Genomic DNA, 14,891 nt, shown 5'->3' on the forward strand with positions numbered 1-14,891 from the left:
GGCAGTCGGTGGTCAGGTGGTCAGGCGGAAGGTGGCGTCGGCGCGGCTAGTCGTGTCGCTGACCGGGTCGAGCCGGAGCAGGTAGCTGTAGTGCCGGATGTAGCGATCCGGGTGGCTGTACGACTGGAACGATGTCCAGGAGGAGTTGGCCAGGCCGGGGACCTGCCGGAAGGTGGTGTCGGCGGCGAAGGTGGCGGTGCCGTCGTCGGCTTCCAGCCGGAAGTCGAACCCGTAGTGGCGCAGGTAGTAGCCCGGGTAGTTGACCGACTGGATGGAGACCGTGCCGGAGCCGGCCAGGCCGGGCACCAGCCGCCACTGGCCGTCCTGGGCGGGGCTGACGTTCGGGTCGATGCGGACGTCGTAGTCGTGGTGCCGCACGTACCGGTCCTGGAAGTTGTACGACTGGATCCGGTTGATTGCCGTGACGGGCCAGCGAGCGAGCACACGGCTCTGTTCGGCGGCGGTCAGGTTGAGGATCGAGCCGTGTCGCTTCCTGGTGCCACCCATGGCGTACGAGCCGGACGCCGGCAACCGGTAGCTGGCCGCGCTCGACGGGTCGGTGGTCAGGACCGGCAGGTAGCCGCGCCCGCTGGAGTACTGGTCCAGATAGAGGACCCACTCGTTACGGGAGTTGAACTTCATCCACATCGGCCCCTCGACCTCGGAGCCGGTCAGCCCGATGCCGGACAGGTTTCCGAGGTTGGTCCAGGTGCCGAGGATGGAGTTGCTGCCCTCGATGGTGATCTGGCCGTCCCGGGAGGCGCGGACGTAGCGGTAGGCGCCGACGCCGGCCGGCACCTCGACGATCTGGGTGTCGATGATCTCCTGGCTGCCAGGACGGTTGAGGTAGACCTGCGGCGCGCTGACGCTGCGGAAGTCCGCCGTGCGGGCGTAGTAGATGCGGTGCTTGGTCGCCCCGTTGAGCGGAACGTTCGTCGCCCAGTAGAGGACGTAGTCGCCGGTCGCCGGGTTCCAGATCGCCTCCGGGGCCCAGGCGTTGCGTCCGTCCGGGATCGCGCCGGCGACGTTCAGCAGCCACGGCACCGACCAGTTGACCAGGTCGGTGGACTCCCACACGACGAGGTTGCGGCTGCCGTTGTTGATGGCGGCCGACCAGTCCTGGCCGCAGCCGATGCACAGGTCCGTGGCGATGATCCAGTACCTGTCACCGGCGGGCGAGCGGACCAGGGCGGGGTCGCGGACGCCGCGGGTGCCGACTGTGGAACGCAGCACGAGCCCGCCGTTGTTGAGGTCCGTCCACCGCAGGCCGTCGGTGCTGTGGGCGAGGTAGATCTGTTGGCCGGTCGAGGACTCGCCGGTGAAATGCGCCATCAGGTAGCCGACGGTCGGGTCGAGTGCGGCTGCTTCCTTCGGTGTCGCCACCGACCAGGTGGTGAACAGCAGGCACGCGGCGAGCGACACCGCGTAGAGCCGGGCGAGGACTCTCGACATCGGTCCTTCTCCTTCGCGGAGGGGCAGACGACTCAGCTGGGAGGGCCCGACGACGGGGCGGATGCCTGCGTCGCCTCGGACCTTCGCCGGGTGTCGCGGGCGCCGACACTCTCGGATCGACTTCACGTGTGAGCGTTAACAGCTCTGGGGCGGTGTGTTCTCGGGCTACGCCGCCGTGGGTGGCGAATGACGTGCCACACCGGGGTCCCCGGCGAGGCAGACGCCATGTGTCCAGATCATTAAGTACGTGTTGCCGACAAGTGTTAGCGATCCCATCTAGAGTGTCAAGGCATCGAAGACGCTCGTTCGGGTTGGCCGAAGGGGGCATCCCGACGGCCGGATCCGGTTCGGGAATCTGCTCCACGGCGACTGATGACGTCATACGTCACACGACGATGCTAGTCTATTTGTGGCGTGGCTCACCGCCGGCTGGCGGCCCGGCGACCAGAACCGGACGCCGCGGCGTCGGCAGTGCCCGCGACGGTCCGCGAAGGACCGCCGTCGGCGCCATCGCTGGCCGGTGATCCCGAACGCCAGCAGCAACAACCAACCACCGATGTTCGTCCACCACCACCACCACAAGGAGTCGCAGCTGTGCCACTTCGCAAACTCTCCAGCCCCTGGATAGGGGCCGCCATGGCCGTCATGGTTCTCGTCGCCGTCGGGGCGTACGTCCTCATGGCCGGCGGATCGGCATCCGCCGCCACCACCGCCGGCTGCGGCAAGGCGCCCGGTCTGAGCAGCGGCACCCACACGATCCAGAGCAGCGGAAAGAACCGCAGCTTCATCCTTCGGCTGCCCGACAGCTACAACAACACCTACGCCCACCGGCTGGCCTTCGGGTTCCACTGGTTGGGGGGCACCGCCGAGCAGGTCGCGTCGGGCGGCAGCGACGGAGCACCGTGGGCCTACTACGGCATGCTCTCCCAGTCGAACAACACCACGATCTTCGTCGCCCCGCAGGGCATCGGTAACGGCTGGGGCAACTCCAACGGTGAGGACGTGACCTTCACCGACGACATGGTCCGCGTCATCGAGAACGCGCTCTGCGTCGACACGACGCAACTCTTCTCGGTCGGGTTCAGCTACGGCGGCGCGATGAGCTACTCGTTGGCGTGTTCCCGGCCCACCGTGTTCCGTGCGGTCGCGGCGATCGCCGCCCCGGGAGCGATCAGCGGTTGCAGCGGTGGCACCCAGCCGGTGGCGTACCTGGGGATTCACGGCGTCAACGACAACATCCCGAACGGCCGGGCGTTGCGCGACAGGTTCGTCCGGAACAACGGTTGCGCCGCGCAGAACCCGCCGGAACCGAGGGCGGGCAGCCTGACCCACATCACCACCGCCTACTCGTGTCGGGCCGGCTATCCGGTGCTCTGGGCCGCCTTCGACGGTGGCCACCAGCAGGGCCCGGTGGACGGGTGTGCCGGCTGTGAGAGCGGCGCGCGGAGCTGGGTCAAGCAGGAGGTGTGGAGGTTCTTCAGCCAGTTCGGGTCGACAGTGCCGCCCACCAGCCCCCCGCCCAGCACTCCCCCGCCCAGCACTCCCCCGCCGTCCGGCCAGCAGAACGTGCTGATCGCGGGTAACCAGTCCGGCCGCTGCATCGACGTCCCCGGTTCCAGCACCACCAACGGGGCCCGCCCGGCGCTGTGGGACTGTCACGGCCGCACCAACCAGCGCTGGACCCACACCGCCGGCCGCACCCTGACCGTCTACGGCAACAAGTGCCTGGACGCCAGCGGGGCGGGCAGCAGCAACGGCACGGCGGTCATCATCTGGGACTGCAACGGCCAACCCAACCAGCAGTGGAACCTCAACTCCAACGGCACCATCACCGGAGTCCAGTCGGGGCTCTGCCTCGACGCCGTCAACTCCGGCACGGCCAACGGAACGCAACTGCACCTCTGGGCCTGCCAGGGCAGCGCCAACCAGCAGTGGAGCACGCGCGCCTAGTGCCGCATCCGGCAACGCTGAGCCTGCCGGAGACGCGCCGCCCGGGTCCTGTCCCGGGCGGCGCGTCGCCGTCCGGCGGTGCGGGCGGCCGAACGGGGCAGGCATCGCTACAGCCCCACGCTGCGCAGGGTCGGCACGGTCTGACCCACCCAGGCGAGGTCGGCGTCCTCGCGGGCGCCCTGGGTGCGTTGTGTGCCGGCCAGGAACCACAGGAAGTACGTGGTGTAGCCGGGCGCGCTGACCACTGTGTGGTACCCCTCGGGCATCATCTGCATCACGTGGTCGCGGATGGTGACGTTCTCCTCGTACCCCTCGTCGGTGTAGACCCGGCTGATGCCGAACCCGTTCCCCGGGTTGACGCGGTAGTAGTACATCTCCTCGTGCGCCGCCTCGGCGGGCAGGTCGTCGACCTTGTGCCGGTGTGGTGGGTAGGTGCTCCAGTTACCCGAGGGCGTGTACGTCTCGCCGACGATGAGCCGGCGGGCGGGCAGGTCCGGTTGCGCGATCTCGGTGAGGATCTGGTGATAGGTGCGACCGAAGTTGGCCGCTCCCCAACGGCCGGTGGCGACCTGCTCCGGCGCGATGACATAGGGGTCGGTGGCCAGTTCGCTGGGGGCGCTGGGGAGGGCGATCTCCACGTCGGTGACGGCCTCGACGGTGATCGAGGAGCCGGCCGGGAGGTAGACGGAGTGCGGCTTGCCGGAGAACACGTCCGGACGACCGCCGACCTCCGGGAAGTGGTGGCCGGCGACGGTGAAGCTGGCGGTGCCACCGAGGATGACGGCCAGGATCTCCCGGTCACCGGACTCGCCGGTCCAGGACTCACCCGCCGACAGCCGCAGCAGGGTGAAGTCCAGCAGCCGGCAGGGATTGAAGGGCAGCGCGTTCCGGCCGTCGGCGGCGGGAATCGAGCAGTGGTAGCGGTAGTCCATGGTCACCTTTCTCAGGATGCGGGGCGGTGCGGATCGGTCCTGGCGGTCACCAGGGGCTGGTCCAGCCGGGGATCGTGGCGCGGGTGAGGGCTTCCAGGTAGAAGTAGTCGCCCCACAGGGTTCCCTCGTCGACGCCGACATCCTTGGGTTTGTCGTAGACGCCGTGCAGGATCAGCGCGTTCGAGACCGGATGGCCGCCTGTGGAGTAGTGGTCGATGAGCGAGCGCAGGATCGCCGCGGCGGCCGTCCGGTACCGGCCGGCGCTGGCCGGGTCGGCGAGGTTGTCGGCCAGTTCGACAAGGCCACAGACGGCGATGGCCGCGGCCGAGCTGTCCCGCTCCTGGCCGCTGCCGTCGCCGAACTCCAGATCCCAGTACGCGACGTGGTCGTCGGGCAGGCTGGCCAGGAAGCGGTCCGCGCAGGTCCGCGCGGCGGTGAGCAGTGCGGGGTCGCCGATGTGCCGGTGGTTGAGGCTGAAGCCGTAGATGCCCCAGGCCTGCCCGCGGGCCCAGCAGGAGTGGTCGGCGTGGCCCTGCTCGGTCTCCCCGCGCAGTGGCGCGCCGCTGTCCGTGTCCCAGTAGAAGGTGTGGAAGGTGGTGCCGTCCGGGCGCAGGATGTGCTGGCGCAGTTGAGCGGTGTGCCGGCGGGCCGCGGCGGCGTAACGGTCGTCGCCGGTGGTCTGGCTGGCCCAGAAGAGCAGCGGCGTGTTCATGAGGCTGTCGATGATCGTGCGGCCGCGTTGACGGCTGTCGTTCAGGTCACCCCAGGCCTGGATGATCCCGGCGGGTTCGAGGACGCGCGTCATCAGGTGGTCGGCGGCGGCGAGAGCAGCGTTCCGGGCCCGGCTGTCGCCGGTGCGGCGGGCCGCTGTGACGCAGGAGAGGGTGTAGAGGAAACCGAGGTCGTGGGTGTCCAGGTCGATGCCGCGGTGCACGCGCTCCGCGAAGCTGTCCACGTGGCACAGCGCCGCCCGCAGGTGGCGGTCGTCACCGCTCAGGTCGTGTGCCAGCCAGAGCTGGCCGGGCCAGAAGCTGGTGGTCCAACCGACGTTGGCGCCCTCGGGTTGGCCAGCGCTCGGGGGCCGGAGCGGGTAGCGGTTGGCGGCGGTGGTGTCCGCGGGGTACCGGTCGCCGAAGGTGGCGATGTTCGCGTCGACGGTGCGTATCGCGGCGGCCACCGCGGCCGCCGTGGCCTCTGCGTCGGAGCTGGGACGGACGTCGGTCGCCGTCATGGATGCTGTTCTCCCTCGTGGGTCCGGTCCGATGCCGGGCAGGTGTGTCATGGGCGTCCCGGCTGGATGGCCGGAACATGGTGGTCAGGCGCGCTGTGGTGCTGCCGTCGGTGGGTCGAGGGCGGCGCGCAGGGTGAAGCGGCTGTTGGCCCAGACGACGTAGAGCAGTGGCGCGGCGGCGAGGCCGAGCGCGATCGCGGGGCGGGCCGCCAGAATCTGGGCGAGCAGCGCGAGCACGAGCAGGGACGCGGCGGTGAGGTACCACCGGCGCACCGCCAAATACACGCAGGCGCGGGCCACCTCGCGCAGCGGCGCGGTGGGTCGCTCGGCGACTGTCACCAACCCGAGCAGCGCGGTCGCGACGGTGAGGACCAGCAGGGTCGCCAGCACCGGCAGGGCGAGTGCTCCCACCCGGTGGCCCCACGCGGCACGGGCGTCGACGGCGAGCACCACCACGGCAACCATGGCTACCGCCGTCCAGAGCATCGCCGGCCGGGCAGTGGCTCGCCAGGCACGGCCGTAGGTGCGCAGCACACCGCCGGTGTCGCCGGCCGAGTAGGCCGACATGACCGCGAAGACCGCACAGAGCCCTGGCGCGCAGAGTGGGGCGGTCAGCGCGTACAGGGGCCAGGAGCGCGCCGCCTCGGTCGTGAACGCGAGCGTCACCAGTGGCAGGCAACCGAGCACCAGCAACAGGTTGGTGACGAGCGCGACGTAGAACCCGTCGAAGACGGCGGTGACGATGGTGTGGCGCGAACGCATGGACCTCAGCCCTTCAGTCCGGTCGAGGCGACGCCCTCGACGAAGTAGCGCTGGCCGAGCAGGAAGATGACGGCGACGGGCAGCACGGACAGCACCGAGCCCGTCATGATCAGCGCGTACTCGGCGTTGTACTGGGAGATGAAGGTATTCAGCCCCAACTGGATGGTGCGCAGCTCCGGACTACGCAGATAGATCAGTGGGCCGAGGTAGTCGTTCCAGGTGGTCGTGAACGTCAGCAGGGCCAGGCTGGCGAGCGCCGGCCGGGACAGCGGCAGGATGATCCGTCGGTAGATGCCGAACTCGCTGAGCCCGTCCACCCGCGCCGCTTCGCTGAGTTCCTCGGGAATCGTCTCGTAGAACTGCTTCATCAGGAACACGCCGATCGCGCCGAACGTCTGTATCGCCACGATCGACCACAGGGTGTTCGACAGGTGCAGCTTCGACATGAGGATGAACTGCGGGATCATGTACGACTGCCAGGGCACCGCTATCGTCCCGACGTATGCCAGGAAGAGCAGGTTGCGGCCGGGGAAGCGGACGCGGGCGAAGCCGTAGGCGGCGAAGCTGCCGGTGAGCACCTGCAGGAAGGTGACGGTCACCGCCAGCAGCAGGGTGTTCCGCAGCCACGTCGTCATGTCCGAGCGTTGCCAGATGTCGAGGTAGTTGCGCCACACCACGGGATCGGGGAGCCAGGTGATCGGGATGGTGAAGACGTCGTTGTTGGTCTTCAACGACGTCACCACCATCCAGAAGAACGGCAGCAGCAGCCCGGCCGCCGCGAGCACGAGAGCGACGTACCCGACGAGCCGCCAGCCCCGAGACCTGCCACGTCGGGCGGACGTTGCGTGGTTGCCGGGCGCGGCGATGGCCGGGACGGACGTGGAGAGGTCGGTCGCGGTCATCAGCTGTTCCTCCGCTTGTTGACCCAGAACTGGATGACCGTGATGCCGAAACAGATGGCGAACAGGACGATGGAGACCGCCGAGGCGTAGCCGAACTGGTTCTCCTCGAAGCCCTTCTGGTAGATGTACTGCGAGAGCACCAGTGTCGACTGCCCCGGTCCGCCGCCGGTCATCACGAGGATGAGGTCGAAGACCTTGAAACTTTCGATGGTGAGCAGCACGGTGACGAAGAAGGTCGTGGTTCGTAACCCGGGCAGGGTCACGTGCACGAACCGCTGCCACGGTGAGGCGCCGTCGGTCTCGGCCGCCTCGTAGAGCTGGGTCGGGATGGTCTGCAGGCCGGCCAGGAACAGCAGCATGTAGTAGCCCATGTACCGCCACGTGCCGACGATGATGACCGCCGGCATCGACCAGGTCGCCGACGCGGTCCAGCCCGGCGGATCGTCCACCCCGACGGCGCCGAGGAGAGCGTTGATCGGGCCGTACTCCGGGCTGAACAGCTGGTTCCAGACGACCGCGATCGCCACGATCGACGTGATGTAGGGGAAGAAGGCGACGGTGCGGAAGAACCGCACACCACGGAGTTTGCGGTTGAGCAGCAGCGCCAGCCCGAGTGCTGCCGCGAGGGTCAGTGGGATGTGGAAGGCGGCGTAGTAGACGGTGTTGCGCAGTGCGGTCCAGAAGCTCGCGTCGTCCCACATCCGCCGGAAGTTGGCCGTGCCGGTCCACTCGGCCACCCCGAAGACGTTCCAGTTGGTGAAGGCCACGTAGAACAGCACCACGACGGGTAGCAGGGTGAGCACGGCGAAGCCGAGGAAGTTGGGCAGGATGAACGACCAGCCGGCGACCGTGTTGCGCGACACCAGCCGCCGGTTCCTGGGTCTCGTGCGCGGCAATGTTGCCATAGGGAGTCTCCGGAAGCGTTCGGCCTGGCGGCGGGACCGGCGTACGGCGCAGGCGCGCCGGTCCCGCCATCAGCTCACTGGTTGAGAACTTCGTTCTTGGCGCGGGTCTGCGCCTTGCTCAGCTCCGCGTCGACGCCCTTGTTGTCGGAGAGGATCGCCGAATGCGTCTCGTTGAGGAGGTTCTGCAGGCCGGCGGTGTGCTTCGACACCGGGTTCTCCGGCTTGATGGTGTGCTTGGTGTAGGCGAACTTCGACAGGTCGTCCTGCGGTACGCCGTCCAGCCCGAACAGGCTCGCGGTGACGGCGTCGGTGACCTGGGCCGGGGTGATGCCGATCCCGGCCAGTGCCTTGCCGGCTTCCGGGCCGGCCGCGTACCTGAGGAAGTCCTTGGCCGCGGCGGCCTTGGACTTGCTGATCTTCGGGTTGATCCCCAGGCCGGTCGGGTCACCGAAGGTGACGGGCGTGGCGGAGGTGCCGGTGGTGGACTTGTCGAACTGCGGCGCCGGCGCGATTCCCCACTGGAACGTGTCGGCGTCACCGCTCTTGCGCTGGTTGAGCAGCGTGGCCATGTACCAGGTGCCCATCAGCAGCATGGCCGACTGCTGCTTGCCGAACTGCGCCTGGTAGGTCAGCTTGTTGGTCTTCGCGGTGCCGAAGGTCGGCTGCGCGCCGGCCGCCTGCAGGTCCAGTGACCGCTCGTAGTACGGCTTCATGAAGCCGAAGTCGCCGGAGAGCAGGTCCGCGTTGGGGGTCTGGGCGAGCGCGAATCCCTGCACTGTCGACTGGAAGGTGTGCTGGTAGGCACCGGTCGCCTTCGAGCCGGCCCCCTTCAGGCCGGTGGTGAGCCGCTTCGCCGCGTCGGTGTAGTCGTCCCAGGTCCAACTGCCGTCCGGCAGCGCCACCTTCGCCTTGGCGAACAGGTCCTTGTTGTAGTAGAGCACCCAGGAGTCCTGCCGGTACGGCACCGCGTACGCCTTGCCGTCCACCTGGTACGACGCGAGCGCAGGGCTCGAGCCGAGACCGGAGGTGACGTCGGAGACGTCGAGCAGCTGACTCCCGCTCTGGTACGTGTAGAAGTTCTTGAGGTTCTTCATGACGTAGACGTCCGGGGCGGTGCCGGCGGCCAGGTCCGTGATCATCTGGGTGTCGTAGTCGTTGCCGGGGGCGTACTCCTTGAGCTCCACCGTCACGTTCGGGTGGGACGCCTTGAAGCCGTCGGCGAGCGTCTTGAACTCGGGCGTGGACGACAGGCTCCAGCCGGCCAGGGTGATCGTCACCGGGGCGTTGGGGTCGACTGGCTCGTCGTCGCCCCCGCAGCCGGTGAGAACAAGTGTCAGGGCCATCGCGGCGCTGATGACGGCCGGTATCGTGCGCTTCATCCCTTTCTCCTTAGGTCAGGGGCCCAGATGGGCCCGCACTGCTACCAGGTCGCCTGGCTGGGCCTGGAGTGCTTCGTGTCCGGACGGGTCGATGTGCTGATCCCGTCGGGCCAGTCGACCGCCACGTGGAGACCGCGGGCGTCCTCGTCGATCACGGCCCGGCATGCCTGCCCGACAGTGGTCGTCGGGGCCGTGGACAGCTCGATGAGGGTGGCGGCCCATGCGCCCGGCCGGACGGGGTGATCCAGCCAGGGCACGACCAGCCCGCCGGCCAGAGGGCCGCCGTTCGGAACGGTGGTGGCGTCGGCGGTTCCGCCGCCGTGCACGCTCTCGATCCGACTGGTCAGACCGGTGCCGGTCACGGCCGCCACGCTGCCGCGAACAGTTGCCGTCGCCTCCCCGGCGATGGCCCAGCCGCCGATCCGCAGTCGCAGCGCATCCGCCTCGATGCCCTCGGCGAGGCCGTCGACGCGGGTCAGACGCAGCTCCCAGGGGCCGCGGACCAGCGAGTACACGGTGAGGTGCCCGGCCGGTCGGGACCGGCCCAGGCGGCCGCCGCCGTGATCGCGCTGACCCGGATCCGGGTCGACCCAGTGGGCGAGGGCACGTGATCCGGCCACACCCACGCCGTCGGTGTCGACGTGCACGGTCAGCAGGCGCATGCCGGCGCGGTGCGTGACCCGGCCCGCGTCGTCGACGAGGGTGACGGACTGGTCGAGAGGACTGAGCCAACCGCCGTCGTCGAGGACGGGGCTGGTGGCGGTGGAGTAGCCCAGCCGAGCGTAGAGCGGGGAATCTCCGACGGTGGCACCCTCGACCGCGTGGTCGGTGCCGTGGTTGACGACGCGGACGATCCCGTCGCTACGGGTGCCGGAGACCAGCCAACCGGGTGCGTGTATCGCCCGCACCTCGTCGCGCTCCTCGACCGGCAGCGGCTCCTCGGGCGTCGTCCACACCGGATGATCCGCGGGCAGCGCGATGCCGAGCAGGCCCTTGCTGGCCCAGTACGGCGAGCCCGGCCCGGAGTACGACTGCGCCAGTCGCGGCCACGGCCGGTGCCAACCGACGGTGAGCAGGCCGCGTTCGTCCGGGGCGCCGTTGGCGGCGAAGTGGCGCACGATGCGGGTGGCCGCGCCGCGCAACCGGCCCAGGCTGACCGAGGGCACGCCGGCGATCGCGCCGACCCAGAACGGCGCTGCCGCGGCGAAGCGGTAGATCAGGCTCCGTCCCTGGATCAACGGTGATCCGTCGGCGCCCACGAGCGCGACCGCGTCACCCAGGAAGCGGTCGAGGCTGGCCCGGTCCCGATCGCGGCGCTGCTCGGCCAGGTCGGCAGCGCCGGCCATGCGGGCCCACAGCGTCGGGTACAGGTGCAGGGCCCAGCCCACATAGTGGTCGTAGGCGCGCTCCGGCCCGTCGGACATCCAGCCACCCCCGCGGGCGAAGCCGTCGTGCGTGTGCAGGTCCTCGGCCATCTCGTCGAGCGAGTGCGGCCCGCCCACCGACCGCAGGAACGTCTGGACGACCAGCCGGAACCAGACCCAGTTGATCCGTGGATACGTGTCGTCACCGACCGCCGGGCGCAGGTAGTCGACGACCCGTTCCTGCACGGCGGACGGCAGCCGATCCCAGATCCACGGACGGGTCAGGTCCAGGGCCAGCGCGATGGAGGCGGCCTCCACCTTCGCCTGGGGGTGCTCGTCCAGGCGTACCCACCGGTCCGGAGAGCGCGGGTCGGTGCCGGCGGTGATGCCGGCCGCGTACCGGTCCGGGAGCTCGTCCACGCCCACTCCCCGGGCGCCGGTGATGCGGAAAGCGGCCAGGAGGAAGGTGCGGGCGAAGCCCTCCAGGCCGTCGACGGCCCGTCCGTAGCCACCCTCGCGGCCGGGAAGGGTGACCAGAGCGTGGCCGGGTGACGCGAACGGTCGGGTGGCGGCGAGCATCCGGTCGGCGAGGGCCAACCAGTCAGCCCGGCCCCAGGTCACGGCGGTAGCGGCATCCGCGGCCGTTCCCAATGCCAACCGGCCGGTCGTCCCGGACGTCATCCCAGATCCTGTCGCATCGATCCGTCTCCATGGAGGGTGGCGAGCGGGGCGTCGCTCACGAATGTGACGCACCGGCTTCCACGAGGTTTCCGAAGTAAAACGCTCACATCAGATCAAGTCAATGCTGATCTCAAACCAGTTCGAGCACATCCGATCAGAACAGCACACGCAGCCGTCGTGAACTGCCGCGACCGGGGCACCGTCGGCATCGGACGGAGGTGGTTCTGCGGCCCGCGAGCCGACCGGCTCCGGCGTCACGGCGACTCGGCCAGCCCGTTCGACGCCGTAACTGATCTGATACGATCAGAATCGCTCATAGCTGCTCTCTCAGCTCGAAGGGCAGTGTTCGTCGCGAACCACCTCGCCGGCTTCGGGCTGCGAGTTGCCGGGCATCAGCAGGACACTGTCGGCAGGGGTGCCCACGCAGCCGCGTTCAACCCGGCCGGCAAGCTTGTCGTCACCACGCGAGAGCTTCCGCCGCACGAAGCGTTCCTCGGAGGTCCCCCATGAGCAAGGACAGTTCTGTCGTCGCCACGGCGGAGACGTCCCGTGCGCCGCTTCAGGTCGCCCGCCGCCAGCAACTGTTGGCAGCCCTGCAACGCGACGGCTCTATGCGCATCTCCGACCTGTCACACGTGCTTGGCGCCGCACCGGTCACCATCCGGCGCGACATCGCGGAACTCGCCGCCGAAGGGTTGGTTCGTCGCGTCCACGGTGGAGTCGCCCTGCTCCTGCCGGACGACGTTCCGGCAGCCGAGGAGCCGCCCGCGGCAGGTCTGAACCCGCTGGTCGGGCGTACGCTCGGCATGCTCGTGCCCTCCCTGGACTACTACTGGCCGGACGTGGCGCGCGGCGTCGAGAGCGCCGCCCGCGAGCTGGACATGCGGGTGGTGCTGCGCGGCTCCTCCTACGACACCGAGGACGACCAACCGCAGCTGGCTCGCCTGGTGGAGCGGATGGGCGCCGATGCGCTGATCATCGCGCCGAGCATGGACGCACCGACCGCCGAACGCACCATCGAGTGGCTCGACCAGGTCGGCGTTCCGGTCGTCCTGCTGGAACGCACCGCCACGGTCGGCAGTCATCACGCCGTCATGGAATCGGTGGTCACCGACCACGCGCTCGGCGCGGCCATGGCGGTGCGCCACCTCACCTCGCTCGGGCACCGCAAGGTCGGCCTGGTGCTCGACGCCGACAGCCCCACCAGTCAGCACGTGCGGCGCGGCTGGCTCGACGCCACCACCCAGTGCGGCCTCGACTCCGACGCGACGGTGGTCGCCGTCGTACCGGACACGCGGTCCCCGGAGCGGGACACCGTGCTCGACGGCGTGCTCGACCAGTGCCAGGCGACCGGGACGACGGCGCTGCTGGTGCACGCCGACGCCGAGGCGATCGCGCTCGTGCAGCACTGCGAGGAGCGGCACCTCTCCGTCCCCGGTGACCTCTCCATCGTGGCGTACGACGACGAGGTCGCCGGACTCTTCAGCCCGCCCCTGACCGCGGTCCGGCCGCCGCGACGCTCGATCGGACGGGCCGCCGTACGTCTCGTCGCCGACCGGCTCGCCGACCCCGACCGCCCCACCCATCGGGTCGTCATCAGCCCATCGCTGCGGATCCGGGAGTCGACCGCGCCGCCACCGGCGTAGGTGCTCTTCCACGGCCCCTAGCTCCACCGCTAAGAAGCACCGTCGCCGGCGGTGGCGGCGCGCAGCTCCTTGAGCACGTAGGTGGCGGCCTTCTCGACGACGCGGACGCCCTCTTTCTGGCTCACGTGATGGTCGGAGAGCACGGCGATCAGCCAGTCGTGACGGGCCTCGACGATCCGTCCGATGCTGTTGACCAGCCAGCGGCCGCCGTCCGCATCGGCGGTGTCCCACCCGTTCTTGACGTAGGAGGAACGAGTGTCCGGCGCCCGCGCGGCGGTGACTCCCCATCGTTGCTCAGGGATCACCTTCTTCATCAGACCCATGATGAAGGCACGGTCCTGCGGGGTCAGCGGTCCCGTCGGCGACGTCAGCGCGGTCAGCAGACGGAGCTGGTCGTCAGCCGTGGTCGTGGTGGTTCCCCAGTGCGAGCTGGGCTTGGTCTGCCGTAGACCGAGTGCACGGTTCGCGGCGGCGAGGCCGCGCGAACCGTCGATCCGCTGCCACAGGGCTACCGCCGCGTCGTTGTCACTGGACACGATCATGGCCTCGGCCAACCGTCGGGTGCCGGCGCTCAGTGCCCTGCCCTGCGGGCTCTGGCGCAGCAGCAGTGCCGCGAGGATGTTGACTTTGACGACGCTGGCGGTCTCGAACCGTCTGGTGCCCACCGTCACCGCAGCCGTCCCCTGTCGGTCCCGCGCCGCGACCGCCAGGTGGCCGTCGTACCGCTCCACGTAGGCCTCGATGCGCGTCCTCGCCTGGGCGATCCGGTCGATGGCCGGCGTGGTGGGGATCGGACTGGCAGGGGAGGGACCGCGCGATGGAGCGACTCCGTCGCCGTCGCGAGGGCGCGTTGCACCGAAGGCCGCCGTCGCGACACCGGCCAGGAAGATGGTGCCCGCCGAGACGACCCAGCGGCGCGACACCTGCCGACCGCTGCGCTCAGCCAAGGCGGGCCACCGCCCTCGCCGCGATCGAGTCCACCGCTGCCTTACTGCCCGGATCAGGCAGGCGGACCGTCGAAACCGTCTCCCCGCGCTTCAGCATCACGAAGTACGTGACCGTATCCGGGACGTCCCGGTGGGCGATGCGACCTCGGATGAGCATGCCAGCACCCTTCAGGTAGTGGGGATCGACGACGTCGAACGAGACCTGGGATCCGAGGACCGGGTACCTCGCGCACCGCAACAGGACCCGACGGACGTCATCGATGTTCCGACCGGCCCATCCAGGTTCGTACGTCTCCACGACGTGGTAGGCCGACGACGAGCCGTCAGGCAGCCGGTAGTAGCGCTCCACGGCGTTGCGCCGGTGTGACTTGGCCGGGTAGTCGCCGCTCTGATAGTTCGGGCAGTCGTCCTGCTCCCACGGCCAGGGCGGCAGACCGGTTCGAGCGTCGTCCACGCGCCAGTCCGCTCCCAGATCGCCCGCACCCAGCAGCAGGCTCAGATCGCCCCGATCCGCGTTCCCGCTGCGTCGCTCCTGGACGCCGACGTCGGATTCCCGCCGATCGCATCCCGCGGCCATCACGACCAACGCCGACAGGACCGCTGGCACGACAGCGGCCGAGACTCGGCCCCTACCGCGAATCCGGCCACGGCATGTCCTGCTGCTCGACTCGGACACCGGACACCCTTCCCACACGCAGATACTTGCCAACACGGTGGCGCTTCAGGCGACGACGCGTGGT

13 protein-coding genes are annotated in these 14,891 nt (G+C 69.4%); 2 read left to right on the plus strand and 11 right to left on the minus strand.

Going from position 1 to position 14,891, the window contains the following annotated elements; all coding sequences use genetic code 11:
• Positions 1 to 12: 12 nt before the first annotated feature.
• Positions 13 to 1,452: a glycoside hydrolase family 43 protein gene (locus ACGFIE_RS25780; protein ID WP_393299084.1), complete on the minus strand. Its 1,440-nt coding sequence runs from the start codon at positions 1,450 to 1,452 to the stop codon at positions 13 to 15.
• Positions 1,453 to 2,088: 636 nt separating this feature from the next.
• Between ACGFIE_RS25780 and ACGFIE_RS25785 the strand changes: the two genes are divergently transcribed.
• On the plus strand, positions 2,089 to 3,402 hold the full coding sequence (locus ACGFIE_RS25785) for a ricin-type beta-trefoil lectin domain protein (protein WP_393299425.1): 1,314 nt from the start codon (positions 2,089 to 2,091) through the stop codon (positions 3,400 to 3,402).
• Positions 3,403 to 3,509: 107 nt separating this feature from the next.
• Here ACGFIE_RS25785 and iolB read toward each other — a convergent pair whose 3' ends face one another.
• From iolB to ACGFIE_RS25825, 8 genes are all read right to left on the minus strand, one after another.
• On the minus strand, positions 3,510 to 4,334 hold the full coding sequence (iolB, locus tag ACGFIE_RS25790) for a 5-deoxy-glucuronate isomerase (RefSeq protein WP_393299428.1): 825 nt from the start codon (positions 4,332 to 4,334) through the stop codon (positions 3,510 to 3,512).
• A gap of 46 nt (positions 4,335 to 4,380) precedes the next feature.
• Positions 4,381 to 5,565 carry a glycoside hydrolase family 88 protein gene (locus ACGFIE_RS25795; protein WP_393299087.1) on the minus strand — a complete coding sequence of 395 codons (1,185 nt, stop codon included), beginning with the start codon at positions 5,563 to 5,565 and terminating at the stop codon, positions 4,381 to 4,383.
• 84 nt (positions 5,566 to 5,649) lie between these two features.
• Entirely contained in the window at positions 5,650 to 6,327 is a 678-nt protein-coding gene (locus ACGFIE_RS25800; RefSeq protein WP_393299090.1) for a hypothetical protein, read from the minus strand.
• 5 nt (positions 6,328 to 6,332) lie between these two features.
• A complete protein-coding gene (locus ACGFIE_RS25805; protein ID WP_393299093.1) occupies positions 6,333 to 7,229 on the minus strand; it encodes a carbohydrate ABC transporter permease in 897 nt (298 codons plus the stop codon).
• Complete coding sequence (locus tag ACGFIE_RS25810) at positions 7,229 to 8,092, minus strand: carbohydrate ABC transporter permease (RefSeq protein ID WP_393299096.1); 864 nt, start codon at positions 8,090 to 8,092, stop codon at positions 7,229 to 7,231. The genes ACGFIE_RS25805 and ACGFIE_RS25810 overlap by 1 nt, the downstream gene beginning before the upstream one ends.
• A 116-nt stretch (positions 8,093 to 8,208) precedes the next feature.
• Positions 8,209 to 9,513 (minus strand): ABC transporter substrate-binding protein, encoded by a 1,305-nt coding sequence (locus tag ACGFIE_RS25815; protein ID WP_393299099.1) that lies wholly within the window; start codon positions 9,511 to 9,513, stop codon positions 8,209 to 8,211.
• Between the two features lie 41 nt (positions 9,514 to 9,554).
• Positions 9,555 to 11,558: a DUF2264 domain-containing protein gene (locus tag ACGFIE_RS25820; protein WP_393299102.1), complete on the minus strand. Its 2,004-nt coding sequence runs from the start codon at positions 11,556 to 11,558 to the stop codon at positions 9,555 to 9,557.
• A gap of 327 nt (positions 11,559 to 11,885) precedes the next feature.
• A complete protein-coding gene (locus ACGFIE_RS25825) occupies positions 11,886 to 12,041 on the minus strand; it encodes a hypothetical protein (RefSeq protein ID WP_393299105.1) in 156 nt (51 codons plus the stop codon).
• A 23-nt stretch (positions 12,042 to 12,064) separates the two neighbouring features.
• Here ACGFIE_RS25825 and ACGFIE_RS25830 point away from each other — a divergent pair, with 23 nt between their 5' ends.
• A complete protein-coding gene (locus tag ACGFIE_RS25830) occupies positions 12,065 to 13,204 on the plus strand; it encodes a substrate-binding domain-containing protein (RefSeq protein WP_393299108.1) in 1,140 nt (379 codons plus the stop codon).
• A 29-nt stretch (positions 13,205 to 13,233) separates the two neighbouring features.
• Here ACGFIE_RS25830 and ACGFIE_RS25835 read toward each other — a convergent pair whose 3' ends face one another.
• Together ACGFIE_RS25835 and ACGFIE_RS25840 are read right to left on the minus strand one after the other, a co-directional pair.
• A complete protein-coding gene (locus ACGFIE_RS25835) occupies positions 13,234 to 14,151 on the minus strand; it encodes a serine hydrolase (RefSeq protein ID WP_393299111.1) in 918 nt (305 codons plus the stop codon).
• Positions 14,144 to 14,605 carry a hypothetical protein gene (locus tag ACGFIE_RS25840; protein ID WP_393299113.1) on the minus strand — a complete coding sequence of 154 codons (462 nt, stop codon included), beginning with the start codon at positions 14,603 to 14,605 and terminating at the stop codon, positions 14,144 to 14,146. Before ACGFIE_RS25840 ends, ACGFIE_RS25835 begins: the two co-directional genes overlap by 8 nt.
• Positions 14,606 to 14,891: the final 286 nt, after the last annotated feature.

Source organism: Micromonospora sp. NPDC049275, from assembly GCF_043197115.1.
GTDB lineage: Bacteria > Actinomycetota > Actinomycetes > Mycobacteriales > Micromonosporaceae > Micromonospora.

Coding starts and splice junctions, on each gene's coding strand:
- ACGFIE_RS25780 (WP_393299084.1), bottom strand. CDS start 1,452: ATGTCGAGAGTCCTCGCCCGGCTCTACGCGGTGTCGCTCGCCGCGTGC.
- ACGFIE_RS25785 (WP_393299425.1), top strand. CDS start 2,089: ATGGCCGTCATGGTTCTCGTCGCCGTCGGGGCGTACGTCCTCATGGCC.
- iolB (WP_393299428.1), bottom strand. CDS start 4,334: ATGGACTACCGCTACCACTGCTCGATTCCCGCCGCCGACGGCCGGAAC.
- ACGFIE_RS25795 (WP_393299087.1), bottom strand. CDS start 5,565: ATGACGGCGACCGACGTCCGTCCCAGCTCCGACGCAGAGGCCACGGCG.
- ACGFIE_RS25800 (WP_393299090.1), bottom strand. CDS start 6,327: ATGCGTTCGCGCCACACCATCGTCACCGCCGTCTTCGACGGGTTCTAC.
- ACGFIE_RS25805 (WP_393299093.1), bottom strand. CDS start 7,229: ATGACCGCGACCGACCTCTCCACGTCCGTCCCGGCCATCGCCGCGCCC.
- ACGFIE_RS25815 (WP_393299099.1), bottom strand. CDS start 9,513: ATGAAGCGCACGATACCGGCCGTCATCAGCGCCGCGATGGCCCTGACA.
- ACGFIE_RS25820 (WP_393299102.1), bottom strand. CDS start 11,558: ATGACGTCCGGGACGACCGGCCGGTTGGCATTGGGAACGGCCGCGGAT.
- ACGFIE_RS25830 (WP_393299108.1), top strand. CDS start 12,065: ATGAGCAAGGACAGTTCTGTCGTCGCCACGGCGGAGACGTCCCGTGCG.